This is a genomic window from Massilia sp. WG5 (assembly GCF_001412595.2).
Taxonomy (GTDB): Bacteria; Pseudomonadota; Gammaproteobacteria; order Burkholderiales; family Burkholderiaceae_D; genus Telluria.
Map to the genome: position 1 here is coordinate 2,183,232 of NZ_CP012640.2, position 23,889 is coordinate 2,207,120.

Here is a 23,889-nt window from a genome sequence, read left to right on the forward strand (position 1 = left end):
TGGCAACTGATCGTTAGCCATTTCCAAAATCCGGAGTCTGACCCCGGTTTTTGGCAATTAGCTCTTAGCTATTAACGCAGGTTCACCAGCGTCTGCAGCACCGAGTCCTGGGTCTTGATGGTCTGCGCGTTTGCCTGGTACACGCGCTGCGCGGTGATCATGTTGACCAGCTCGGCGGTCAGGTCGACGTTCGAGGCTTCGGTGGCCGAGGACTGCAGCACGCCCAGGCTGCCGGTGTCGGGCGTGCCGACCAGCGGGGTGCCCGAGGCCGAGGTCTCGGCGAAGGAGTTGTTGCCCAGCGGTTCCAGGCCGCCCGGGTTGGTGAAGTTCGCGAGCACGACCTGGCCCAGCGGCTTGGTCTGGCCATTGCTGTACTGGCCCAGGATGGTGCCGTCGGCGGCGGCCGAGAAGCGCTGCAGGTGGCCGGCGGTGTAGCCGTCCTGGGTCGTCTTCTTCTCGCTGGTGTCGGCGCCGTACTGGGTGGTGCCGGCGAAATTCAGCTTGATCGCCAGGTTGTCTTTCGCGCCGGTCGGCGGGTAGATCGGCAGGTTGACCGTCAGCGGCAGGGTCTGCGGGCTCATCAGGGTAGCCGACAGTGCGCCGTTCGAGTCGAAGTTCAGGTGGCCGACCGGCACCGAGGGCACGGAGACGGCGGCGGAGATGTCCTTGTCGATCTGGTCCGGGCTGTAGCCGGCGGTGCCGCCGGCGCTGCTGGCCGCGGCCTTGATCGCGTCGATGGTCACGGTGCTGGCGCCGGCGGCGGTGGCGGCGGCCACCACGGCGCTTGATGCCTTGTCGCCGTAGTCCTTCAGCTTGGCGGCGATGTCGGTCGCATCCGGCGGCACGGCCTTGGTGGCGGTCAGCCAGGCGTCGCGCGCGGCGGTCACGGTGGCGTCCTTCTGTCCTGCCGCAGCCACGTTCACGTTGGTCAGCTCGGTGCCGTCGCTGCCGGCGTACACGTCCCAGGTGCCGGCGCCCGTCTTCACATAGTACAGCGACATCACGTGCGCATTGCCCAGGGTGTCGTAGACGTCGACCGGGGTCTGCTTGTTGTAGGTGGTCGGGTCGTTGGCGTTGAACGGGTAGTTGGACGGCGCATCGACGCGCGAATCCAGGTTCAGCGAGGTATCGACCCTGGTGGTGGCCACCGGCTTCAGGTCGGCGGTGCTGATCTGCAGCGGGGTCGGCGCACCAGCCAGGATCTGGCCGCTCGGGCCGACGCCGTAGCCGGTCAGGCTGGCGCCCTGCGGGGTCACCATGAAGCCGTTCTTGTCGAGCGAGAACTGGCCGTTGCGGGTGTACTGGACCAGGCCCGAGGTCTCGGTGCGGAAGAAGCCCGCGCCGTTGATGGCGATGTCGAGCGGGTTGGCCGTGGTTTCGATATTACCTTGCGTGAACTGCTGGGCGATGCCCGCCACCGCCACGCCGATGCCGGCCTGGTTGCCGCCCGCGCCGTTCAGCGAACGCGCGTAGACGTCGGCGAACACGGTGGACGACCCCTTGAAGCCGACCGTGCTCGCGTTGGCGATGTTGTTACCGATGACGTCCAGCGATTTCGCGGCGCCGTTCAAGCCGCTCAGGCCCTGTTGGAAAGACATGCTCTGCTCCTAGATTTGTCGAATGCGATTACAAGACCTGCTTGACGTCGGCCAGCGTGACCGCGCCCTTGCCGGGCAGGTTCAGCTTGACGCCATCAAGGCCGTTGGTGGTGACCGAGGCCACGCTGTCGAAGGCCAGGCTCTTGGCGTCGCTGACCTTGTCGCCGCCCTTGGTGGCGACGACCTGGAAGGTGTAGTTGCCGTCGGCCAGCGCGACCGGCTTGCCGTCGCTGCCGACATTGCTCGCGTCGGGGACGCCGTCCCAGGCCAGCGGCAGGATGCCGGCTTTTTGCGCGCCCAGGTCCATGGTCTGCACTGCCTTGCCGTTCTTGTCGCTGATGACGACCTGCAGGTTGTCGACGTCGCTGCCCAGCTCCACCCCCAGGATGCCCTTGCTGCCCGACAGGCTCACGTTGCTGCCCTCGACCAGCACGCCGTGGCCGATCAGGCCGGTCGCCTGCATCGCTTCCGAGCTCTGGTAGCTGGACTTCAGCGACTCCAGGGTATCGTTCAACTTGTTCACGCCGGTGACGGTCTGCAGCTGGGCCAGCTGGCTGGTCAGCTGCGCATTGTCCATCGGGTTCAGCGGATCCTGGTTCTTCAGCTGGGTCACCAGCAGGGTCATGAACTTGTCGGTGCTGGCCTGCACGCTTTCGGCGCCGCTGCCGCTTGTCGGGGCCTTGGCGTTCATGGTCGCCATCAGGTCGTTGATGGAGGTGGGCGAACCGGAGGTGGTGTTAACTGTGGACATGGTTGAGGGTCTGGGTGGATTACTGGCCGATGGTCAGGGTCTTGAGCAGCATGGTCTTGGCCGCGTTCATGGTCTCGACGTTGGTCTGGTAGGAACGCGAGGCCGACAGCATGTTGACCATCTCGTCGACCACGTTCACGTTGGGCATGGTGACGTAGCCCTTGTCGTCGGCCAGCGGGTTTTTCGGGTCGTACACCTGCTTCATCGGCGACGGATCCTCGACCACTTCGCGCACCTTGACGGCGGTCGAGCCGGCGGCGACCGGCACGGCCTCGAACACGACCTGCTTAGCGCGGTACGCCTCGCCGGTCGCGCTGGTGGCGCTGTCGGCGTTGGCGAGGTTGCTGGCGGTGGTGTTCAGGCGCTGCGACTGGGCGCTCATCGCCGAGCCGGCCACGTTGAATACGTTAAATAGCGACATGGATTATTGCCCCCCCTGGATGGCGGCAAGCAGGTTATGGATCTGGTGGTTGATCATCGTGATGCCGGCTTCGTAGCGCAGCGCGTTGTCGGCGAACTGGGTGCGTTCGGTATCCATGTCGACCGTGTTGCCGTCGACCGCGCCCTGGCTCACGTTGCGGTACAGGACCGGGGTGCCGTCCGTCAGGGTCTTGCCGTCCGCCGCCGCCGGACCGTTGGCGATATGGCCCTGGGCCGTGGTGGCGAGCTGGCCCGGCTGCTGCGCGGCCTTCGCCAGCGCACCCTGCAGCGCATTCGAGAAATCGATGTCGCGCGCCTTGTAGTTGGGCGTGTCGGCGTTCGCGATGTTCGAGGCGAGCAGCTCCTGGCGCTGCGAGCGAAGGCTCAGCGCGGTTTCGTTGAAACGCAGGTAATCGTCGAGTTTGCCGATCATGCCGCCTCCGGGACACATAACTTATTGGACAGGATCGATCATACGGGCCTGTCGAGTCTTCCAATCGGGCAATAAGGGGTCCCAAACCGGGGCTATTCCGAGTTTCAGTACGGAATCAAGAGACCTAAGATGGCAGGGTCGAATAGGATTTCTGCCCATGAAGCGCTTCATCTCCACCGTTTTCGCCTCTGTCCTGCTGGTTCCGCTGCTCGCCCAGGCCGCCGCTGTCGCACCGCAGTCTGCGTCTGTTGCGCCGGCGCGCCAGGATCCGAACGCGCTGCGCGCCGTGGCCGAGCAGTTCCTGCGCACCCAGGCCGCAGGCCTGCCGGGCGAGGTGTCGGTGAAGGTCGGCGCGGTCGATCCGCGCACCGCGCTGGCGCACTGCCCGGCGCCGGAAGCCTTCCAGCAGCCGGGCGCGCGGGCCTGGGGCAAGACCACGGTCGGCGTGCGCTGCACCGCTCCCTCGGCCTGGACGGTCTTCATCCAGGCCCAGGTGAACGTGAAGGCCGATTACGTGACGGCGGCGGTGCCGCTGGCCCAGGGCCAGCCGGTCGAGCAGGGCCAGCTGGTGTTGGTAAAAGGCGACATCGCGGCGATGCCGAACGGCATCATCACGGACATGGCGCAGGCGATCGGGCGCACCCCGACGGTCTCGCTGGCGGCCGGCACGCCGCTGCGCCTGGACCTGCTCCGCAGCAAGCCGGTGGTGCAGCAGAACCAGGCGGTGCGCCTGGTGTTGAACGGTAACGGTTTCAGCGTATCGGCCGAGGGCCGCGCGATCGGCACCGCCGGCGAAGGCCAGGTGGTGCAGGTGCGCACCCCGGCCGGCACGGTGGTCAGCGGCACGGCGAAGGCCGGCGGAATGGTCGAGGTGGCTTTTTAGCCCTCACATGCTAAAGTTTTCGGCAAGACCGCCGATAACCCTGGCAGATCCCGGGCTTTCTGTTCCGACCTGCAAAGGATGATGCTGTGAAAATCAACGATACCCTCAAGAACAACGCAGGCGTTCAGGCGAATACCACGCCGCCAACGACTGCAAGGACCGCCGACAACGCAGCGGCAGCCGCCGCCAGCGCGTCCACCCCTGCCGCCACCGACACCGTGCGCCTGTCCCAGCAAGGACAGGCCATGGCCGCTGGCAGTACGAATCAAGTGTTCGACAGCAAGAAAGTCGAGCGCATCAAGGCGGCCATCGCGGATGGCCAGTTCCAGGTAAATTCGGAGAAAGTGGCGGACGGCCTGCTGGAAACGGTACGCGACCTGCTGCATTCCCGCAAACGATAGATAACACATGGCCATTGCATCCCCAGGCGCAACGCTGCGCGACGAACAGCAACTGATCGGCTCCATCGTGGCGCTGATGAAAACGGAACAGCAGTTCCTGGTCAGTGCGGACGCCGATGGTCTCGCTACCCTCACCCCCCAGAAGCTGCAGCTGGCCCAGAAGGCGGCCGAGCTGTCGCGCCTGCGCCACCGCGCCCTCGCGGCCGCCGGCTTCCCCGCGCTTGAAACCGGGATGGAACCCTGGCTGGCGGTCAGCGGCAACGACGATCTCCGCAATCAGTGGAACCGCTTGCTGGAACTGACGCGCGAAGCCAAGGAGCTCAACCGCGTCAACGGCATGCTGGTCAACCGGCAGCTGGCCCACACCCAGAACGCGCTGAACGAACTGCGCCCCGCCACGGCCGGCGCCGGCGTGTATGGGCCGGGTGGGCAGGCGATGTCGAGCGGGCCGTCGCGCAGGTTCGTGGTCGGTTAAGGCCGCTCCCGCCAAGCTTGTTTGCGCACCCGCTACCTTAGCTTGCGCCCTTGCGGTTGATCGACGAGCTTGGGTCCCCGCCTTCGCGGGGACGACGTTTCAAGGCGACGTCTACGCTTCCTGCTCCTGCAACAAGGCCTCCACCTTCTCCGCCGTCACCGGCCGGCTGAAGTAATACCCCTGCATCCGCCTGCAGCCATGCGCGCCCAGGAAGTCGAGCTGGGCGGCGCTTTCCACACCTTCGGCGATCACGTCCAGCTTCATCGACTGCGCCAGCGCGATCACCGCCTTGACGATCGCCGCGTCGTCGCCGTCGATGCCGGTGCCGGCGGCGATGTCGGACACGAAGGAGCGGTCGATCTTCAGGCAGTGGATCGGGAAGCGCTTCAGGTTGGCCAGGCTCGAATAGCCGGTGCCGAAATCGTCGACCGCCAGGTGCACGCCAATGCTCGACAGGCGCGCCATGGCCGCGGCGACGTCGGCCGTATTCTCCATCAGCATGCTCTCGGTGATCTCGAGCGTCAGCCAGGACGGCGCGCAGCCGGTGTCGAGCAGCAGGCGCTCGACTTTCGCCGCCAGGTCCTGCTCGCGGAACTGGCGCGCCGACATGTTCACGCTCATGCGCGGCGGCGCGCCGCCGGTGAGGCGGGCGAAGCGGGCCTGCTGGCGCAGCGCTTCCTCGAGCACCCACTCGCCGATCGGCACGATCAGGCCGGTCTCCTCGGCCAACGGGATGAACTCGTCGGGCGCTACCATCGCCCCGCCCTCCGGCTGCCAGCGCAGCAGCGCCTCGACGCCGACGATGCGCCCGCTGGCGGCGTCGACCTGCGGCTGGTAGTGCAGCACGAACTCGTTGCGCAGCAGGCCGCGCTGCAAGCCGTTCTCGATGCGCAGGTGCTGCTCGGCCTTGGTGGCCAGGTCGGCCGCGTAGAAGGCGTAGTGATTGCCGCCGCTGGTCTTGGCGCGGTACATCGCGCTGTCGGCCGCCTTCAGCAGGGACGCGCTGTCGCCGCCGTCGTCCGGGTACATGGCGATGCCGATGCTCCCGGACGGGAACACTTCCTGGCCGCACAGCGGCAGCGGCTGGAACAGGCTGTCGAGCAGCTTGGCCGCGACCAGCGCGGCATCGTCCGGGCCGCCCAGGTCGGGCAGCACCACCACGAATTCGTCGCCGCCCTGGCGCGCCACGGTGTCGCTGTCCCGCAGCGCGCCGCCCAGGCGCCGCGCGATCTCGACGATCAGGCGGTCGCCGGCCTCGTGCCCGAGGCTGTCGTTGACGTGCTTGAAGCGGTCGAGGTCGATGAACATCACGCCCACCTTCCTGCGCGCGCGGTGGGCCTGGGCGATCGCCCGGTCCAGGCGGTCCTGCAGCAGCATGCGGTTCGGCAGCCCGGTCAGGGCGTCGTGGCTGGCCATGCGCAACAGCGCTTCCTCGGCCTCCTTGCGGCGCGAGATGTCCTCGACCGCGACGATCAGCCGGAGCTGGCCGGACGCCGCCTCGCGCATGCTGGAGGCGCTCAGCGCCACCCACACCGTGCGCCCGTCCTGGCAGCGGTAGCGCGTCTCGCGCCGGAAGTCGCGCTCCTCGCCGGCCACCAGGCGCGCGAACTGCGCCTTGTCCTCGTCCAGTTCGTCCGGATGGGTGATCTGGTGAAAGAAGCGCTGCAGCAGGTCGATCTCGGTATAGCCGACGATGCGCGACAGCTTGCGGTTCACACGCAGGAAGCGTCCTTCGCGCGACAGCAGCGCGATGCCGATCGCGGCCTGGCTGAAGATCAGGCGGAAGAACTCCTCGCTTTCCTGCAGGCGCAGCCTGGCCTGGCGGCGGAAGGTGACGTCCTGGCCGATCAGGAGCAGCAGCGCGTCGCCGGCCTGGCGCGTGCGGCGGATGTTGAACTCGAACCAGCGCACGCCGTCGGCGTGACCGTCGACCGGCACCACCACCCCATCCTGCGCCGCGCCGGTCCCCCGCGCGGTCTCCAGCGCGGCCGCCAGCCGCTCGCCCGGCGCGGCGGCCGGGATCAGCGTCTCGAGCGGCGGCAGGCCGGCGAGCGCGTCGTCGGGAATGCCGAGCATGGCGCTCATGGTGCTGTTGATGGAGCGTACGCGGCCTTCGGCGTCGACCACCAGCAGGCCCGCCGGCATGCCGTCGATGACCTGCTGCGCCAGGTCTTCGCCGATCCCGCCGGCAATCGCTTCCATTGAATTATCTGATCCGCTCATGACACCCGTTGCTCGATGAATGCGCCCACGCGCCGTCTGAAGGACCGCGCTGCGGCAGGCGTTGGCGCAGCGGGCCAGGTGCGCCCTCTTCCGAGGCAGCGCATGAGCGATCAGGAGGGAAATTCCGTCGTGAAACTCTTGTGTTCTTCCAGCATCGTCACATTCTAGCGATCGCTACCTGTACATACGAACAATTGATTATAAAAGCTCGTCAATTGTTGCTACAAAGCCTCATCAATAAGCTGGCCTTTTGCGCTTAGGCAATATTCCCTGCGACCGGCCTGCTACAACCGACACCTGGACCAGCACTGGGAGAAAGGCATGAACTGCAAGTCGATCATGGGAGCGGCGCTCATCGTCAGCGCAATGGCCGGAGCGGAGGCCGCGCTGGCCGCCGCCGCGGGCGAAGTCACGGTCAGCGTCACGCCGGAGCGCCAGAACCTGGCGAAGAGCGACGACGTGGTGGTGCGCGTCACCGTCACCAACGCGAGCGCGGCTACCCAATACCTGCTGAAGTGGCAGACCCCGTTCGGCGCGATCGAGGCGCCGCTGTTCGAGGTCACGCGCGACGGCCTGCCGGTGCGCTACCTGGGCATGCAGGTCAAGCGCCCCGCCCCTGGCGCCGCCGACTACGTCGCGCTCAAGCCGGGCGCCTCGCGCAGCGTGCGGGTCGAGCTGTCCGCGCTGTACGACATGGCCATCACCGGCGCCTACAGCGTGCGCTGGCGCGCCGATGCGACGCAGGTGTTCAGCCGGCCCGGCGTGGCGCGCGCGAGCGCCAGGCCGGAGACGGGCCCCGCCGCGGTGTGGATCGATGGCCGCCTGCCGCGCGGCGCGCCCGAGGCGTCGGCAGCGGCGCCCGAGAGCCCGGCTGGCCTGTCCTTCAACCGCTGCTCGAACGCCCAGCAGGAGACGATCGCGAGCGCCGCCCAGGCCGCCCAGGCGATGGCGCAGGACGCCAATCTCTACCTGCAGGCCAAGGCCCTGGGCGCGCGCTACGGCAGCTGGTTCGGCGCAGTCGACGCCGAACGTTCGGCCACCGCGCTGCGCCACTTCCAGGCGATCGGCGACGCCTTCGCGAACAAGCCGGTGACGGTCGACTGCAGCTGCAAGCAGGCCTACTACGCCTACGTGTATCCGAACCAGCCGTACAGGATCTACGTCTGCAAGGCCTTCTGGAGCGCGCCGCCGACCGGCACCGATTCCAAGGGCGGGACCCTGGTGCACGAGATGAGCCACTTCACGGTGGTGGCCGGCACCGACGACCTGGCGTATGGGCAGGCGGCGGCCGGACAGCTGGCGGCCAGCGATCCGGCCCGGGCGCTGAATAATGCCGATTCGCATGAGTACTTTGGGGAGAATACGCCGCATCTCGAACTGCGCTGATGTGTAGGGTGGGCACGCCGTGCCCACGCGGATGTCAACATGGCGTCAACGTCACGCGTGGGCTCGGGGAGCCCACCCTACTAGCACGGCCTCAGCAGCTTTTCCAGCGCACGATTCAGTGCTCTGAGATTTATCAATCGTATATACAACAGTGGCGGATTTCGTTTGCGCGCGCTCATGAATTCTACGAGGATGGTTGCCGGGCTTTGGGGTACGAGCCCATCACTAGAAGCGCTGCTTCGCAGCAATAACGACATCTACGGAGAGCAAACATGAGCAGGAATCAGCTGAAATCGGCCGCCGGCGCCGCCGTGCTGGCAATGTCGATGGCCGCCCAGGCGGGGAACAGCGGCGTCGCCGTCTCGGTCGCGCCCGAGAAGGCTGCGCTGGGCAAGCGCGACGATGTGGTAGTCAAGGTCACCTTCACCAACACCTCGGGCAGTCCGCAGTACGTGCTGAAGTCGCACACCCCGTTCGAGGAAGTCGAAGCGCCGCTGTTCGAGATCACGCGCGACGGCAAGCCGGTGCGCTACCTGGGCGCGATAGCCAAGCGCGGCGCGCCCACCGCCGCCGATTACTTCCTGCTCAAGCCCGGTGCCTCGTACAGCGTGAAGGTCGAACTGTCGGCGCTCTACGACATGGCCACCACCGGCGACTATGCGATCCGCTACCACGTCGGCCGCGAGAAGGACGAGCTGAAGTCGGACGCCGCCACGGTCTGGATCGACGGCCTGCGTCCGCGCGGCTCGACCGAGGAAACCAATTCGCTGGCCGAGATGAAGGCCCAGGCCGGCGTGGTGACGACGGCAGGCGGCGCCCTCTCCTTCAACAAGTGCACGACCTCGCAGCAGTCCGACATCACCAACGCGGTGTCGGCCGCGCTGTCGATGGCAAGCAACGGCGACGCCTACATGGCCAAGGGCACGATGGGCACGCGCTACACGAAGTGGTTCGGCGCGGTCGACACCGGCCGGGTCGCGACCGTCAAGTCGCACTTCGCGGCGCTCAAGGACGCCTTCGCGACCAAGCCGATCAAGGTGGACTGCGGCTGCAAGAAGACCTATTACGCCTACGTCTATCCGACCCAGCCCTACACCATCTACGTGTGCAAGGCCTTCTGGAGCGCACCGATGACCGGCACCGATTCGAAAGGCGGCACCCTGGTCCACGAGATGAGCCACTTCAACGTGGTGGCCAGCACCGACGACTGGGTGTACGGCCAGTCGGGCGCGGCCAGCCTGGCGATCAGCGATCCGGCCAAGGCCATCGACAACGCCGACTCGCACGAATACTTTGGCGAGAATACCCCGGCGCTGCAGTAAAAAAACGTCGTCCCCGCGCAGGCGGGGACCCAAGTTTGCTTGCGTTGTCGGCGGCTCCAAGAAACTTGGATCCCCGCCTTCGCGGGGCGACGACGATTTCGCGGGGACGACGACGATTAGCGCTCCGTGTGGCTGAACATCACTGCATCGGTCTTGATCCCGTTCACTGACCCGAGCTGCCGCACGTCCCCCAGCGCCTCCCCTTCGTAGCGGATCACATAGGTATGCGTGCCCGGCTTGAAGGCGTAGGCATGCGTGATGTCGATGGTATGCGCGTGCGCCGAGTGCGGCGCCAGCTCGACGTAGTCGTCCAGGCCCAGGGGCCCGCGCTTGACCATGCGCCCGGTGTAGGGCACCTGGGCGTCGCCGGGATGCTCGCGCAGGTCGAACAGGCGGCGCGCCAGCTCGGTATCGGAAGCGATCTCCCGCGGCAGGCCGACGCGCCGCTCGCCGCGGTTCTCGATCCTGAAAGTCACCAGCACCTTGTCATGCCTGGCGTCGACGCTCAGGCTCGCATGCACATTCATCGTCTCTCCTTTTTCGGCGCCGGCAGCGCCGGCGGCAAGCGCTGCCAGCAGCACGGCAGCCATTGTGGTTCGTCTAAGTCTGTTCATCGCTGTCTCCGGCCACGTTCACCCCGACCCACTTGCGTACCGTACCGTCGATATTAAACAGGGGGAAGGCGCGGCCCCGGCAGCGTCGCCAGCCGCCGCCCGGGATACGCAGGCGGTAGCCGATGTCGATCGGGCCGCGCCGCGCCACCGCGTTCTTCCATTCCCGCATGACCACGGGACGGTCGTCTGGGTGGAGCGCATCGAGCCAGCCCTCGCCCATCCATTCCTCGACACGCTGGCCGGTGACGTTGCGCCAGCTCGGCGAGTCGGTCACGACCCTGCCCTCGGCATCGGTTTCCCACACGGCCAGCGCCAGGTCGCCGAGCAGCTCGCGCAGGCGGGTCTCGTTCTCGCGCAGCGCCTCCTCGGTGCGCTTCAGGTCATCGATGTCCATCACGACCACCGTCAGCTCGCCGGTGGCGCCGCCCTGGTCGTCGCTGACCGGCGCGGAAGCGACCTGGGTCCAGGTCTCGCGGCCGTCGTCCTGGCGGTACAGCATCTCGATGCCGGGCACCACCCGCTCGCCGCGCATCGCACGTGCGCCGGGAAAATCCTCGAAGGCGACCGGGCTCCCGTCCGCGCGCCAGGCGCGCCAGCGCGGGCCGCGGTCGCGATCGCGCGAGGGCATGAGGCCGGTCGGCAGGTAGCGATGCATGATCCGGTTCGCCATCAGGGCCGTCCCGGCGGCGCTGTAGACCCCGACTCCGACCGGCAGGCTCTCGAACATCGTGTGCAGCCGGGCCTCGCTTTCGCGCAGCAGTTCCTCGTCGCGCTTGCGGCGGGTGATGTCGACCACCGCCCCGAACCATTCGACGATGCCGCCACCGGCGTCGAGCAGCGGGATCGCGCGCGAAAACGTCCAGGCAATGGCGCCATCCTTGCCGATCACGCGGTGCTCGCATTCGAAGGGGCGGCGCCCGGCGATGGCGCGTGCGATCTCGGCCTGCACCCTGGGACGCTCGTCGACGGGGATATAGGTATCGAGCCAGCCGTCGCTGGGCGTGCCGGTGGTGGCCAGGAAGTCCCTGCCTTCCAGGCTGCGCATCTGGCGCCAGTCGGCGCTCATCCGGTACAGCACGTCCGAGCTGGCCGTGACGAACAGGCGGAACCGTTCCTCGCTCTTGCGCAGCGCCTCCTCGGCGGCGCGGCGGCCGGTGATGTCGAAGAAGGTCATCACCGCGCCGTCGATGCGGTGCTCGATGGTGCGGTAGGGATGCACGCGCACGATGTAGTCGCGCCCGTCCTTGCTGCGCACCTCGCGCTCCATTGCCTGCAGGGTGACGAAGACCTCGGCCGCGTCCTCGGCCAGGCGCGGATAGTCGAGCCGGGTGGTGATGTGGTGCAGCGGCCGCCCGAGGTCCGCCGGGATCACGTTGAAGAACCCGGCGACGCGCGGCGTGTAGCGCAGGATGCGCATCTCGCGGTCGAGGAAGATGGTGGCGACGTCGCTCGATGCGACCAGGTTGACCAGGTCGTCGTGGGCCTTGGCGGTTTCCGTGGCGCGGCGCTGCAGCTCGCTATTGGAGGCGCTCAGTTCCTGGTTGGCCGACAGCAGGCTGGCGCGGCTGCGCTCCAGCTCCGCCGCGGAGCTGCGCAGCTCCTCGACCGTGGTCTGCATTTCCTCGCTGTAGAGGCGCATCTCCTTGCCGGCCGTCTCGGCCTGCTCGATGGTCTCGCGCAGCTGCCGGCGGGTCCGGTGCAGCTCCTCGTCGAGCTGGCGCAGCATCGCCTGGTCCTGCGGCGATGCCGGCGCCGCCTGCGGCGCGGCGTCCGGCAGCTCGACGAAGCGGACCAGCACCAGGCCGCCTTCGGCATGCGGATCCTGGAAGGGCAGCACCTGCAAGTCCACCGTGCACGCTTTCCCCGCTCGCTCGCAGCGCAGTGCGCCGGTGGCGGCCTGGCGTCCCGTCTGACGGGCCTGGAACAGGGCGACCCGCAAGGCCAGCTGCAGCTCCGGCGGCAGCAGCCGGGCCAGTTCGCGGGTCGGCTCGCCGCCGGCCTGGCGCAGGAAGTCCACGGCCTGCTCGGAGATGTGCAGGATGTCCCCTTCCGCATCCAGCAGGACGCTGGGCGGGGCCAGCTCGGCCGCCTTGTGCAGGTGGATATCGGCGAAGGAAAACAGGCGCCCGCGCCGCATCGCGGAGGCCGCCGGTTCCGGACCGGCTGGCGGCGCGGCGGGCTGGGGACCGGTTGCCATGGCCGGCGTGGCCGCTGCACGGCGCGGCGCCGGCACGGCCGGTGCGTGGACGACCCGCGCGACATGCCGGGCCCGGTAGATCTTCTGCGCCGCGTCGACCGGCACGAACAGGTCGGTGGCCGCCTCCACCGACTCGGCGCTGCCCAGCATCAGGTAGCCGCCGGGGTTCAGCGCGAAGTGGAACTGCTGCAGCAGATGGCGGTGCATCTCGCGGTTCAGGTAGATCAGGAAGTTGCGGCAGCTGATCAGGTCGAGGCGCGAGAAGGCCGGCTCCTGCAGCAGGTTGTGGCGGGCGAACAGGACATGGTCGCGCAGGCTCTTGCGCACCTTGTATTGCTCGCCCTCGCGGGTGAACCAGCGCTCCAGCTGCGGCGCGGGCACGGATTCGGTGATCGATGCCGGATACAGGCCGGCGCGCGCCACCTCGATCGCATGCTCGTCGATGTCGGAGGCGAACAGCTGCCACTGGCGGTCCTCGTCGCCGTGCGCGGCCTGGCCCGCCAGCAGCATGGCGACCGTGTAGGCTTCCTCGCCGGTCGAACAGGCGGCCACCCAGGCGCGCAGCGGCGCGCGGCCGGTCTGGAACAGGTCCGGCAGCGCCACCCGGTCGAGCGCCTCGAAGGCCTCGCGGTCGCGGTAGAAGCTGGTCACGCCGATCAGGAGGTCCTTCAGCAGCGCGTGCGCTTCGGCCGAATCCTTCCGCAGCAGCTGGTAATAGCCGGCCAGGTCGGGCGCGGCGCGCACCTGCAGGCGCCGCTCCAGCCGGCGCAGCACGGTCGGTCGCCGGTAGTGCGTGAAATCGTGGCCGGTGCGCTCATGCAGCACGGCCAGCACGTCGCGCAGGGCCACCTCGGGACGCGGCCCCAGGTCGAGCGGCACGCCGTCGAGCCGGGTGCCGGCGCTGGCCTTGCGGCGGATCGCCAGCATGGTGTCGCGCAGTTCGACCAGCTTGTGCGGCATCTGGTCCGCCTTCAGCACGAAATCGGCCATGCCGGATTCGATGGCCGAGCGCGGCATGCTGCCGTGTTCTGCGTCGCCCGGCAGCTGCACGATGGTCACGCCGCCCATCTCCTTGATGCGGCCCAGGCCGGCGGTGCCGTCCGAGCCCATCCCGGACAGCACGATGCCGATCGCATACTCGCGGTGCGCCTCGGCCAGCGTGTGCAGGAAGATGTCGATCGCGACCACGCGGCCGCCGCTGCGGTCCAGGCGGTCGAGCACCAGCTCGCCGTCGCGCATGCCGAGGCTGCGGTCGGGCGGGATCACGTAGACCTTGTCGGGCAGCACCGGCATGGTGTGGGTGACCTGCACCACCGGCATGTCGGTCGCGCTCTGCAGCAGGCGGTCGGCGTTGCTCGGCTCGTCCGCGGCCAGGTGCAGGATGACCACCAGCGCCATGCCGGGGCTGGGCGGCATGTTCTGCAGCAGCGTCATCAGGGCCGGATAGCCGCCCGCCGAGGCGCCGATGCCGACCACCGGAAAGGGCACGCGGCCGGGCCGCTTTTCGATCTCCATGCCGTGACATTAACGCAAGCGGCATGGTATCGGGCGCACAGCTCAGTCGCTGCCCGAGCCCGACAGGATGGTGACCGCCACGCGCCGGTTGCGTGCGCGTCCGACCGGGTCGGCGTTCGAGGCGAGCGGCTGGTTGGCGCCGCGCCCGACCGCGGCCAGGCGGCTTTCGCCGACGCCGCTCTCGACGAACAGCCGCACCACGGTGCTGGCGCGCACCGCCGACAGTTCCCAGTTCGAGGGAAAGGCGGCGTTGCTGATCGGGGTGGTGTCGGTATGCCCTTCGACCTCGATCGCGTGCGGATCGTCCTTCAGCAGGCCGGCCACGGTCCGCAGGGTCTCGCGCGCATTGCCGACCAGGGCGGCGTCGCCCTCGTCGAACAGCACGCTGGCGTTGATCTCGACGGTGATGCCGCGCCCGGTCTGGATGATGCGGACCTTCCCGCTGTTGACCAGCGGCGCCAGCACGCTGTTGAGTTTGCGGGCCAGCAGGTCCAGGCGTTCGCGGTCGCGCTTGGCCGCCTCGAGCCGCCGGTGCGCGACGATGTTCGACAGCGGCAGCGCATCGGGGCTGGCCAGCGAAGCCGAGGGGTTGACCGTGCTGGCCGCGCCGTGCCGGCCGAAGGCGTCGCCGAGCGCATCCGACAGCACCTTGTACTTGCCGACGTTGACCACCGAGACCGCATACATCACCACGAAGAAGGCGAACAGCAGGGTGATGAAGTCGGCGTAGGAGATCAGCCAGCGCTCGTGGTTCTCGCTGTCTTCGACAAAGTGCTTGCGGCGCGCCATGTCGGGCCGGCCTCAGTGATGCGCCGTCAGGCAGGCGATGCGTTCCTCGAGTACCCGGGTGTAGTCGCCGGTGGCGATATCGTGGAACACGTCGGTGAGGATCTCGTACTGCATCACGCGCTCGGCGACGATGCTTTTCAGCTTGTTCCCGATCGGGTAGAACAGCAGGTTGGCCAGGCCCACGCCATACACCGTGGAGACGAAGGCGACCGCGATGCCGGCGCCCAGGCGCGACGGGTCGCTCAGGTTTTCCATCACGTGGATCAGGCCCAGCACGGCGCCGAGGATACCGACCGTCGGCGCATAGCCGGCCGCCGATTCCCAGATGCGGGCGGCCTGGCGCTCGCGCATCTCGTAGGCGTTGATCTCGGTTTCGAGCAGGCTGCGCAGCTTGTCGGGCTGGATGCCGTCGACCACCAGGCGCAGGCCCTTCTGGATGAAGGGATCGGCTTTCGCCATGTACTGTTCCAGCGACAGCAGGCCGTCGCGGCGCGCCGACAGGCTCCACAGGTGGATTTCGCGCGCCAGGTCCTGGCGGCGGTCGGGCGGCGGCGCGAACACCCAGCGCACCATGCGCACCCCGCGGATGAAGGCGGATTTCTTCGTCTGCAGCAGCACGGCGCCGAAGGTGCCGACCACCACGATCGCGAAGGCGGCCGGCTGCACCAGGGAAGAGAATTTGCCGCCGTCGAGGGTGTGGCCGATGACGATGCCGGCAATGGCCAGCAGCAGCCCGAGCAGGCTGGCTATGTCCACGCGCGCTCCCGCAGGTAGGAACGCAGGCGCGCCACGGCCTGGCTGTGCAGCTGCGAGACGCGCGATTCGGACACGCCCATCACCGCGCCGATCTCCTTCAGGTTCAGCTCTTCCTCGTAATACAGGCCCATCAGCAGTTTTTCGCGCGGCGGCAAGGCGTCGATGGCGTCGATCACGGCCTGGCGGAAATCGGTTTCCATCAGCGCGCGCAGCGGGTCGTCCTCGTCGACGGCATAGCGGTCGAGCCAGCTGTCGTTGCCGTCCTCGTCGTGGAAATCTTCGTAATAGACCAGCTGGTGGCCGCCGGAATCGCCCAGCATGTCCTGGTAGTCGGCCAGCGACAGCTTGAGCGATTTCGCCACCTCGGACTCGCTGGGCGGGCGGCCCAGCTGCTGCTGCAGCGCGGCCATCGCCTGCTCCACCTTGCGCATGTTCTGGCGGGTCGAGCGCGGCATCCAGTCGCTGCTGCGCAGCTCGTCGAGCATGGCGCCGCGGATCCGCAGCACCGCATAGGTCTCGAACTGGGCGCCGTGGTTTTCCTCGTAGCGTTGAATCGCATCGAGCAGGCCGATCATGCCTGCCTGTACCAGGTCATCGACTTCGACGGACGGCGGCAGCTTCGCCTTCATCTGGTGGGCGAGACGCTTCACCAACGGCATATGCTCCGTCAGTAAATTATTCTTGTCCGCTTTCCCTTTGACCGTGTACATTTTTCTGTTTGTTCGTGTTCGCTTATGCCGCGCGGCCCATGCCAGCCGCAAAACGTCCCGCCAGCCGGCGGAACGCCACCGAGGCCCCCGCCAGCGGGAAGGCGTCGACCACGGCGCGGCCAAGGCGCGCGGCGCGGTGCAGGTACTCGTCGGCCGGCACCGAACCCATGGAACTCAGCGTTACCGCCAAGTAACGAGTTGCTGCCGATGACATATTATCGTATACCACCTTGGCCTCGGCCTCGGTAGCGCCCGTGACAAGGATGCCGAAGGGACGGCGGCCCAGATGCAGGGACAGGCGCTTGATCAGCGCGTAGGCGTTCGTGATCGAAGTCGCGCCGGTCGACACCTGGACCACGATCTCGGACGAGGCCATGATCGGCACCGGGAAGCCGCCCTCTTCGCTGAACTCGCCGTCGACGATGACGATGCTGCCGGCCGACTGCTTGACCAGCACGTCGAAGGCCTTCGCCAGGCGGCGCGTTTCGTCGCCCGTGCGGCCGGCATCCATCTTCACCACCGAAAAACCCTGCGGCGCCGGATGGATCACCTGGTTCAGCGCACACTCCTGGCGCGCCACCTGCAGCAGGCCCGGACCGCGGTCCACGCCCAGGCGCTGGGCCACGCCGTAGTCGCGCTCGCAGGCGTCGACGATCAGCACGTCGTTGCCGCTCTGCGCCAGCGAGGCGCCGAGGTTGATCAGCATGGCGCCCTTGTCGTCCTGCGAGCTCGCCGAGAGGAAAGTCACGATGCGCGGCTTGGGGCCGGCCAGCATCCGGCGCAGGCCCTCGGCCTGGTCGAAATCAAAACTAGCCAAGGTACACCTCGCGCAGCGAACGGTCGTTGTTCAGGTTGCCCAGGCCGGACATCATCAGCGGCAGGTCGGCGTCGCTGTACTGGGCGGCTGCTTCCTTCTTGTTGCGGAAGGCGCGGTCGATCAGCATGGCGCGGTCGGCCAGGTGCAGGTCTTCCGGCACGCGCTGGCCGTTCGAGATGTAGTACAGGTTCAGCTTCTGGCGCACCAGCACGTCCAGCACATTGCCGATCGACGCCGCTTCGTCCAGCTTGGTCATGATGCAGCCGGCCAGGCCGGTGCCCTGGTAGGCGCGCACCACTTCGTTCAGGGTCTCGTTGGTCGAGGTCGCGTTCAGGCACAGCAGGCGCTGCACGTTGGCGCCGCTGTCGGTCAGCATCGCCACCTGCTCCGTCACCATCTGGTCGCGCTGCGACATGCCGATGGTGTCGATCAGCACGGTGTGCTTGTTGCGCAGTTCCTTCAGGGCGATCCGCAGGTCGGCCTCGTCCTTCACCGAATGCACCATCACGCCCAGGATCTTGCCGTAGATGCGCAGCTGTTCGTGGCCGCCGATACGGTAGGCGTCGGTGGTGATCAGGGCCAGCTTTTCCGGGCCATGGCGCATCACGCAGCGCGCGGCTAGCTTGGCGGTGGTGGTGGTCTTGCCGACGCCGGTCGGGCCGACCAGGGCGAACACGCCGCCGCGGTCGAGGATGGCATCTTCATCCGACATGGTGGTGATATTGCGCGCCAGGACAGTCCTGATCCAGCGCATGGATTCGGCGGCGTCCTTGCCGGCCGGGAGCTTGTCGACCAGATAGCGCGACAGGCTGGCCGAAAAGCCGGCCGCCAGCATGTCGCGCAGCACGGCGGCCTTCTGCGGCTCGCGCTGCTGGGTCGTGCCCCAGGACAGTTCGGACAGCTGCGATTCCATCATGCCGCGCATCGCGCGCAGCTCGCTCATCATGCCCTGCATCTCGGCGGCGGCGGCGCTGGCGGCCGACTCCTTCGCCTGGGCAATCGCGGCCGACATCATGGCGGTCATCGCGGCCATGTCGAAGGCGGCCGCTTCCGGCTGGGCGCGGCGGTTGGCATAGGTCTGCGGGCTGGCGAAGGCCTGCGGCTCGTCGAGGTCCTGGAAGGACGGCATGGCCGGGCGCGACATCGGCGCGCGCGGCCGCTCCGCCGATGCAAGCGGCTCGGCCGGGGCCTCGAAGGAGCGTGCGGCCGGCGCGTCGTAGGGACGCGGTGCCCCGGCCGCGTGCAGCGCGCGGGCTGCCGGCGCGGCGGCCGGCTGCGCCAGCCCCTCGTCCAGGTGCTGCAGGTTCGGGCGCGGGGCCGCCATTTCCGACTCCGGCGCCGGCGACGCCAGCGAAGCGACGTCCTCGTTGTCCAGCGCCAGGATCTCGACCACGCCATCCACCGGGCGGTTCGACAGGATGACCGCGTCCGGACCCAGGGCATCGCGCACCTTGCGCAGGGCCTCACGGGAAGTCGGGGCAGTAAATTTCTTCACGTTCATCGTTTGTCTCCGCTCTTGCAGGCAGGTGTTTCGTCTATCGGTCGCTATCGGTACGGCGGGCACAGTGCCCCATTCACGGATAGGATTATTGACGATGCCGTCAGGAAACCATCGGAGGAAAAGGATGGGGAAAAGCACCTATTTCAAACGAGCACTTTTCCCGGCTCATAGCCGCATGTAATTAATTGAACAAGAATTGTGTCCAAATGTAACGCCATCGCCCACGCTCGTGGTAGACTCGACAACAGTATCGAGGGGGCCGGACATGACAAGCAAACGACCGAAACGCGAAACCAGCAAGCTGGGTACGAAAGCCCTTGCCGCACGGCTTTGCGAAGCGCTCGACCATAGCATTCCCGGCCTGCGGACCGTGCTCATGATCGGCGGCCTCGTCGCTGCGGCGGCGCAGGTCGGCAAGGCCGCCGACTTCCTGTTCGTTACCGGTCTGCTGTTCCAGCTGGCGATCTGGTTCGAGAATCTGCAGCTATCAAAGAAGCGGACCGGCTGAGAGGCCAGCGTCCCCGCACCAGCCGGCCATACACGGCCACGTACACCGCCACCTGCACCGCAACGATGGCGGCGCTCAGCAGCGCCGAGGCGCCTGCGGCCACGCTGCCCGCCACGCACGCCGCGACCGCCGGCACGATCACGCAGGCGACGCCCGCGTTGCGCTTCCACGGCCGGCGCGCATCCCGGTCCACATGCCGCGGGACGAAGCGGCGGAATACCAGCGTATGCAGGTGCAGCGCATCGGGGGCGCCGGGACTGACTTTCTGGATCATCCCGCGGCGGTAAATGCTGAACAGGACTTCGATGACCGGATAGGCGCAGATGGCCAGCACTTGCCAGGGGCTCACTGCCGGGTGGCGGACCAGCAGCAGCACCGCCATCTCCGACACCCAGAAGCCGAGGAAATAGGCGCCGCCGTCGCCGAGAAAGAGCTTGCCGAAGGGATAGTTCAGGGCCAGGAAGCCGAGCGTGGCGCCGATGCACAGCACGCCCAGCGAGGCCACGAACACATCCCCGTTCTGCAGCGCGACCGCCGACAGGCCCGCCGCCATGATCACGATGGTGCTGCCGGACAGGCCGTTGAAGCCGTCGATGATGTTGATCGCGTTCGAACCGCCGGCCACGGCGATGGCCGTCAGGAACACGGCGACCGGTGCGACGAGGAGCAGCGCATCCACGCCCCACAGGTCCAGCTTCCTGAGCGTCGCACCGAGCACGGCGCTGGCGATCACGGCGCTCAGCGCGGTTGCGGCGAGGCGCGTCTTGACGGACACGCGCTTGGTCATGTCCTCGACGATGCCGGCGCCGAAGGCCGGCAGGCTTGCCGCCAGCAGGAGAAAAATGTCGCGCACATGGAAAACATGCAGCGCCGCCGGCTGCAACTGCCGGACGAGGAGGAAGCCCAGCAAAATGCCGGCGACGACCGCGAGGCCGCCGATCCGCGGGGCCGCCACGGTGTGCACTTTCTGCACGCCGCTCAGGTCATGGTCGTGCGACAGGCTGCCATGCCATTTTTGCGAAAAGACGATACATGCGCTGACGACGATGCCGATGGCGAAGGCTGCCCACCCGAGCTGCAACAACAGGAATTCCGGCATTGACGTTCACTTCCTCCGCTGATAACGGAGGAAATGTTAGCACAAATCAACATTGTTAATTTTCCTGTTAGGCTGTGCCCACCAGGCTGGTGACGCGGATAGTCTTGGTTTCCGGGATTTCCGAATGCGCCAGTACCTTCAGCTGCGGCAGCGCGCGGCGCAGGAAGCGCGACAGCAGCGTGCGCAGCGGCCCCGGCACCAGCAGCACCGGCGTCAAACCCATCGCTTCCTGCTGCTGGGCCGCATTGGCGGCCTGCTGGACGATGGTGTCGGCCAGGCCCGGCTCGATGCCGGTGCCGTCGCCGCCGGCGTTCAGGGCCTGGACCAGCAGGCGCTCAAGGCGGTTGTCCAGGGTCATCACCGACAGCTCGTTAGTGCCCGGGAACAGTTGCTGCACGATGGCGCGGCCGAGGGCGATACGCACCAGCGCCGTCAAGTCGTTCGGATCCTGGGTTGCGCCGCCATGTTCGGACAGGGTCTCGATGATGGTGCGCATGTCGCGGATGTGCACGCCTTCCTGCAGCAGGTTCTGCAGCACTTTCTGCAGCGTCGACAGCGGCACGACCTTCGGCACCAGGTCCTCGACCAGCTTCGGGGCGTCCTTCGCCAGGTGGTCCAGCAGCGCCTGCACTTCCATGCGGCCCAGCAGTTCCGAGGCGTGGGTGGTGATCAGGTGGTTCAGGTGGGTCGCGATCACGGTGCCGGCGTCGACCACGGTGTAACCCATGCTCTGCGCCTCGTCCTTCAGGCCGGCGTCGATCCAGATCGCCGGCAGCCCGAAGGCCGGATCGGTGGTCACCAGGCCCGGCAGCGTGCCGCTGGCCATGCCCGGGTTGATCGCCAGGAACTGGCCGTTCATCGACTCGCCGCTGCCCACTTCCACGCCCTTGAGCGTGATGCGGTAGCTCGATGGCTTGAGCTCGAGGTTGTCGCGGATGTGCACCGGCGGCGCCAGGAAGCCGACTTCCTGGGCGAACTTCTTGCGGATGCCCTTGATGCGCTTGAGCAGTTCGCCGTTCTGGCCCTTGTCGACCAGCGGAATCAGGCGGTAGCCCACTTCCAGGCCCAGGGTGTCGACCGGCATGACGTCCTGCCAGGTCGCCTCTTCCTGCTCGGCCGGCGTGGTGGCGGCAGCCGCCGCCCCTGCGGCGCCCCCTGCCCCACCGGCCTGGCCGCCAGCGCCCGCCGCGGCCGACGAACCGGCCGGCGGCGCGTTCTTGTTGCGCTTCTCCAGCATCCAGCCGGTGCCGAACAGGGCGCTGCCCAACAGCAGGAACACCAGGTTCGGCATGCCCGGGATCAAGCCCATGCCGCCGATGATGCCGCCGGTGATGTACATGACGATCGGGCGCGAGAACAGCTGGCCGATGACCTGCGCGCCGACGTCCTTGTCGCTGGCCACGCGCGAGACCACCATACCGGCCGCGATCGAGATCACTAGCGAAGGAATCTGCGCGACCAGGCCGTCACCGATGGCCAGCAGCGTGTAGTTCTTGATCGCGTCGCTGAAGGCCATGTCGTGCTGCAGCATGCCGACGATCAGGCCGCCGATCACGTTGATCAGGGTAACCAGGATGCCGGCCACGGCATCGCCGTGCACGTACTTCGAGGCACCGTCCATCGCGCCATAGAACTCGGCTTCCATCGCCACTTCCGAGCGGCGCGCCTTGGCTTCCTGCTCGCCGATCAGGCCGGCGTTCAGGTCGGCGTCGATCGCCATCTGCTTGCCCGGCATCGCGTCCAGGGCGAAGCGCGCGCCCACCTCGGCGATACGGCCGGCGCCCTTGGTCACGACCATGAAGTTGATGATGGTCAGGATGATGAACACCACTAGGCCGACGGTGTAGTTGCCGCCGATAAGGAAGTGGCCGAAGGCTTCGATGACCTTGCCGGCCGCCGCGCCGCCGGTATGGCCTTCGGTCAGCACCACGCGGGTCGAAGCCACGTTCAGCGCCAGGCGCAGCATGGTGGTGACCAGCAGCACGGCCGGGAAGGCCATGAAGTCGAGCGGCTTGACCGTGTACAGCGCGGTCAGCAGCACGATGACGGACATCGCGATGTTAAAGCTGAAGAACAGGTCGAGCGCGAATGCCGGCAGCGGCAGGATCATCATCGCCAGCAGCATGATGATCAGGATCGGCGCCGCCAGCGCGTTGCCGCGTCCCGCGATCGCCTTGGCCCAGCCCGGCAGTGTGAAACCGTTCATTGCTTGATTCCTCGATTACGCTTAATGTTTTTGCTGGGACGCCGGGTTGAACGGGTCCATTTCCGGCGGCACCGGCAGCTTGCTCGGGCGGTCCGGATAGTGGTCGCTGCTGCCCTTGGTGTAGGCGCGCAGCTGGTAGACGTAGGCCAGCACTTCGGCCACGGCCGAGTACAGCGCTTCCGGGATCTCGTCGTCGATGTCGGTGTGCTTGTACAGCGCACGGGCCAGGGCCGGCGCCTCCAGCAGCGCGACCTTGTTTTCCTTCGCGATCTCGCGGATCTTGGCCGCGACTTCGTCGGTACCCTTGGCCACCACGCGCGGCGCGCCCTTCTGGCCGTCGGCGTACTTCAGCGCCACCGCGAAGTGGGTCGGGTTGGTCACGACCACGTCGGCGGTCGGGACGTTGCTCATCATGCGCTTCTTCGCCATCTCGCGCTGCAGCTGGCGGATCTTGCCCTTGATCTGCGGGTTGCCGTCCGATTCCTTGGATTCCTGGATGACTTCCTGGCGCGTCATCTTGAGCTTGTTGGCGTAGTGCCATTTTTGGTACGGACCGTCCAGTATGGCGATGGCGCCCAGCGAGCCGACCATGACCAGGAAGGCCCTGGCGACCAGGCTGCCCAGGTGCGCCACGGCGACGCCCAGCGGCTCGACCGCCAGGCCGATCACGGCATCCTTCTCGCTCATCACCACATACCAGGCGACGGCGCCGACCAGCAGGGTCTTCGCAACCGCCTTCAGCAATTCGATCAGCGCATTGCTCGAGACCATATTGCCCAGCCCGTTCAGCGGATTGAGCTTGGCGAAATTCGGCGTAAAGGATTTGGCGCTGAAATTCCAGCCGCCGATCAGCAGCGGCGACACCACGGCGACCAGCATGATCGCGATCGCCAGCGGCAGGCAGGCCAGCATCACGCCGCCGATGTCGGCGGTGATGCGCTCGATCAGGACGGCCGGGTTGTAGATCTGCTCACGGTCGAGCGACAGGCCGCGCTCCAGCGTGGTGGACAGCTTGTTGATGACGCCGCCGCCCAGCATCCACAGGCCCGCGCCCGCGGTCATCAGGACAGTGAACGTGGCGACTTCGCGCGAACGGGGAATGTCGCCGTTTTCGCGCGCCTGTCTCAAGCGTTTGGGTGACGCTGGTTCTGTCTTTTCTGCGTTGCTGCTTTCTGCCATTTCCTGCCCCTGTTGCGCCGGCTGCGCTACCTACTTTTGCTCAGGGTAGGATTATTCCAGATGTTGCCGTGAAGCTATATACCAAACAGGAGGGGAAATCAGGGTC

General features: G+C 67.2%; 21 protein-coding genes. 6 read left to right on the forward strand and 15 right to left on the reverse strand.

The window, feature by feature from the left end; translation table 11 throughout:
• Positions 1-71: 71 nt before the first annotated feature.
• The 4 genes from AM586_RS09720 to flgB are packed head-to-tail and all read right to left on the reverse strand — an operon-like array spanning position 72 to position 3,202.
• Complete coding sequence (locus tag AM586_RS09720) at positions 72-1,598, reverse strand: flagellar hook protein FlgE (RefSeq protein ID WP_047824212.1); 1,527 nt, start codon at positions 1,596-1,598, stop codon at positions 72-74.
• A gap of 28 nt (positions 1,599-1,626) precedes the next feature.
• Positions 1,627-2,349 (reverse strand): flagellar hook assembly protein FlgD, encoded by a 723-nt coding sequence (locus tag AM586_RS09725; RefSeq protein ID WP_047824214.1) that lies wholly within the window; start codon positions 2,347-2,349, stop codon positions 1,627-1,629.
• A gap of 19 nt (positions 2,350-2,368) precedes the next feature.
• Positions 2,369-2,770: a flagellar basal body rod protein FlgC gene (flgC, locus tag AM586_RS09730; RefSeq protein WP_047824216.1), complete on the reverse strand. Its 402-nt coding sequence runs from the start codon at positions 2,768-2,770 to the stop codon at positions 2,369-2,371.
• 3 nt (positions 2,771-2,773) lie between these two features.
• On the reverse strand, positions 2,774-3,202 hold the full coding sequence (gene flgB / locus AM586_RS09735) for a flagellar basal body rod protein FlgB (RefSeq protein WP_047824218.1): 429 nt from the start codon (positions 3,200-3,202) through the stop codon (positions 2,774-2,776).
• A 157-nt stretch (positions 3,203-3,359) separates the two neighbouring features.
• On the opposite strand from flgB, the gene flgA reads away from it, so the two are divergent.
• The 3 genes from flgA to AM586_RS09750 all read left to right on the forward strand — a co-directional run bounded on the left by flgA (position 3,360) and on the right by AM586_RS09750 (position 4,961).
• A complete protein-coding gene (gene flgA, locus AM586_RS09740) occupies positions 3,360-4,085 on the forward strand; it encodes a flagellar basal body P-ring formation chaperone FlgA (RefSeq protein ID WP_047824220.1) in 726 nt (241 codons plus the stop codon).
• Positions 4,086-4,171: 86 nt separating this feature from the next.
• Complete coding sequence (gene flgM, locus AM586_RS09745) at positions 4,172-4,486, forward strand: flagellar biosynthesis anti-sigma factor FlgM (RefSeq protein ID WP_047824222.1); 315 nt, start codon at positions 4,172-4,174, stop codon at positions 4,484-4,486.
• A 7-nt stretch (positions 4,487-4,493) separates the two neighbouring features.
• Positions 4,494-4,961, forward strand: a complete 468-nt coding sequence (locus AM586_RS09750) for a flagella synthesis protein FlgN (RefSeq protein ID WP_047824224.1) — start codon at positions 4,494-4,496, stop codon at positions 4,959-4,961.
• A gap of 111 nt (positions 4,962-5,072) precedes the next feature.
• On the opposite strand, the gene AM586_RS09755 is transcribed toward AM586_RS09750, so the two are convergent.
• Positions 5,073-7,163, reverse strand: coding sequence for a bifunctional diguanylate cyclase/phosphodiesterase (locus AM586_RS09755; RefSeq protein ID WP_229412955.1), 2,091 nt, complete (start codon positions 7,161-7,163; stop codon positions 5,073-5,075).
• Between the two features lie 342 nt (positions 7,164-7,505).
• Here AM586_RS09755 and AM586_RS09760 point away from each other — a divergent pair, with 342 nt between their 5' ends.
• Entirely contained in the window at positions 7,506-8,570 is a 1,065-nt protein-coding gene (locus tag AM586_RS09760; RefSeq protein ID WP_047825865.1) for a M35 family metallo-endopeptidase, read from the forward strand.
• A gap of 272 nt (positions 8,571-8,842) precedes the next feature.
• Complete coding sequence (locus AM586_RS09765; protein WP_047825866.1) at positions 8,843-9,892, forward strand: M35 family metallo-endopeptidase; 1,050 nt, start codon at positions 8,843-8,845, stop codon at positions 9,890-9,892.
• Positions 9,893-10,008: 116 nt separating this feature from the next.
• Here AM586_RS09765 and AM586_RS09770 read toward each other — a convergent pair whose 3' ends face one another.
• Genes AM586_RS09770 through flhF form a run of 7 tightly spaced genes read right to left on the reverse strand, consistent with a single transcriptional unit; the run spans position 10,009 to position 18,791 of the window.
• Entirely contained in the window at positions 10,009-10,482 is a 474-nt protein-coding gene (locus tag AM586_RS09770) for a hypothetical protein (protein WP_047825867.1), read from the reverse strand.
• A 10-nt stretch (positions 10,483-10,492) separates the two neighbouring features.
• A complete protein-coding gene (locus AM586_RS09775; protein WP_052234084.1) occupies positions 10,493-14,218 on the reverse strand; it encodes a CheR family methyltransferase in 3,726 nt (1,241 codons plus the stop codon).
• A gap of 42 nt (positions 14,219-14,260) precedes the next feature.
• Entirely contained in the window at positions 14,261-15,007 is a 747-nt protein-coding gene (motD, locus tag AM586_RS09780) for a flagellar motor protein MotD (protein ID WP_047825868.1), read from the reverse strand.
• A gap of 12 nt (positions 15,008-15,019) precedes the next feature.
• The gene (locus tag AM586_RS09785) at positions 15,020-15,763 is read right to left on the reverse strand and encodes a flagellar motor protein (protein WP_047825869.1); all 744 of its coding nucleotides are present in this window, start codon (positions 15,761-15,763) and stop codon (positions 15,020-15,022) included.
• Entirely contained in the window at positions 15,754-16,473 is a 720-nt protein-coding gene (locus AM586_RS09790) for an RNA polymerase sigma factor FliA (protein WP_047825870.1), read from the reverse strand. Before AM586_RS09790 ends, AM586_RS09785 begins: the two co-directional genes overlap by 10 nt.
• A 22-nt stretch (positions 16,474-16,495) precedes the next feature.
• Complete coding sequence (locus tag AM586_RS09795) at positions 16,496-17,290, reverse strand: antiactivator of flagellar biosynthesis FleN protein (protein WP_047825871.1); 795 nt, start codon at positions 17,288-17,290, stop codon at positions 16,496-16,498.
• A complete protein-coding gene (gene flhF, locus AM586_RS09800; protein ID WP_047825872.1) occupies positions 17,283-18,791 on the reverse strand; it encodes a flagellar biosynthesis protein FlhF in 1,509 nt (502 codons plus the stop codon). The genes AM586_RS09795 and flhF overlap by 8 nt, the downstream gene beginning before the upstream one ends.
• A gap of 265 nt (positions 18,792-19,056) precedes the next feature.
• Here flhF and AM586_RS09805 point away from each other — a divergent pair, with 265 nt between their 5' ends.
• Positions 19,057-19,299, forward strand: a complete 243-nt coding sequence (locus AM586_RS09805; RefSeq protein ID WP_047825873.1) for a hypothetical protein — start codon at positions 19,057-19,059, stop codon at positions 19,297-19,299.
• Here the strand turns inward: AM586_RS09805 and AM586_RS09810 are convergent.
• The 3 genes from AM586_RS09810 to flhB all read right to left on the reverse strand — a co-directional run bounded on the left by AM586_RS09810 (position 19,229) and on the right by flhB (position 23,783).
• Positions 19,229-20,398: a glycosyltransferase gene (locus AM586_RS09810; protein WP_047825874.1), complete on the reverse strand. Its 1,170-nt coding sequence runs from the start codon at positions 20,396-20,398 to the stop codon at positions 19,229-19,231. The two genes, AM586_RS09805 and AM586_RS09810, sit on opposite strands and share 71 nt — an antisense overlap.
• 67 nt (positions 20,399-20,465) lie before the next feature.
• Positions 20,466-22,604, reverse strand: coding sequence for a flagellar biosynthesis protein FlhA (gene flhA, locus AM586_RS09815; RefSeq protein WP_047825875.1), 2,139 nt, complete (start codon positions 22,602-22,604; stop codon positions 20,466-20,468).
• A gap of 21 nt (positions 22,605-22,625) precedes the next feature.
• The gene (gene flhB, locus AM586_RS09820) at positions 22,626-23,783 is read right to left on the reverse strand and encodes a flagellar biosynthesis protein FlhB (protein ID WP_047825876.1); all 1,158 of its coding nucleotides are present in this window, start codon (positions 23,781-23,783) and stop codon (positions 22,626-22,628) included.
• Positions 23,784-23,889: the final 106 nt, after the last annotated feature.

Bases quoted from the DNA above. Each gene is read 5' to 3' on its own strand.
- flgB (WP_047824218.1), bottom strand. From the start codon at position 3,202: ATGATCGGCAAACTCGACGATTACCTGCGTTTCAACGAAACCGCGCTG.
- flhB (WP_047825876.1), bottom strand. From the start codon at position 23,783: ATGGCAGAAAGCAGCAACGCAGAAAAGACAGAACCAGCGTCACCCAAA.
- AM586_RS09750 (WP_047824224.1), top strand. From the start codon at position 4,494: ATGGCCATTGCATCCCCAGGCGCAACGCTGCGCGACGAACAGCAACTG.
- flhF (WP_047825872.1), bottom strand. From the start codon at position 18,791: ATGAACGTGAAGAAATTTACTGCCCCGACTTCCCGTGAGGCCCTGCGC.
- AM586_RS09755 (WP_229412955.1), bottom strand. From the start codon at position 7,163: ATGGAAGCGATTGCCGGCGGGATCGGCGAAGACCTGGCGCAGCAGGTC.
- flgA (WP_047824220.1), top strand. From the start codon at position 3,360: ATGAAGCGCTTCATCTCCACCGTTTTCGCCTCTGTCCTGCTGGTTCCG.
- AM586_RS09765 (WP_047825866.1), top strand. From the start codon at position 8,843: ATGAGCAGGAATCAGCTGAAATCGGCCGCCGGCGCCGCCGTGCTGGCA.
- motD (WP_047825868.1), bottom strand. From the start codon at position 15,007: ATGGCGCGCCGCAAGCACTTTGTCGAAGACAGCGAGAACCACGAGCGC.
- AM586_RS09770 (WP_047825867.1), bottom strand. From the start codon at position 10,482: ATGGCTGCCGTGCTGCTGGCAGCGCTTGCCGCCGGCGCTGCCGGCGCC.
- AM586_RS09805 (WP_047825873.1), top strand. From the start codon at position 19,057: ATGACAAGCAAACGACCGAAACGCGAAACCAGCAAGCTGGGTACGAAA.
- flgC (WP_047824216.1), bottom strand. From the start codon at position 2,770: ATGTCGCTATTTAACGTATTCAACGTGGCCGGCTCGGCGATGAGCGCC.
- AM586_RS09810 (WP_047825874.1), bottom strand. From the start codon at position 20,398: ATGCCGGAATTCCTGTTGTTGCAGCTCGGGTGGGCAGCCTTCGCCATC.
- AM586_RS09775 (WP_052234084.1), bottom strand. From the start codon at position 14,218: ATGGAGATCGAAAAGCGGCCCGGCCGCGTGCCCTTTCCGGTGGTCGGC.
- AM586_RS09760 (WP_047825865.1), top strand. From the start codon at position 7,506: ATGAACTGCAAGTCGATCATGGGAGCGGCGCTCATCGTCAGCGCAATG.
- AM586_RS09790 (WP_047825870.1), bottom strand. From the start codon at position 16,473: ATGTACACGGTCAAAGGGAAAGCGGACAAGAATAATTTACTGACGGAG.
- AM586_RS09720 (WP_047824212.1), bottom strand. From the start codon at position 1,598: ATGTCTTTCCAACAGGGCCTGAGCGGCTTGAACGGCGCCGCGAAATCG.
- AM586_RS09725 (WP_047824214.1), bottom strand. From the start codon at position 2,349: ATGTCCACAGTTAACACCACCTCCGGTTCGCCCACCTCCATCAACGAC.
- flhA (WP_047825875.1), bottom strand. From the start codon at position 22,604: ATGAACGGTTTCACACTGCCGGGCTGGGCCAAGGCGATCGCGGGACGC.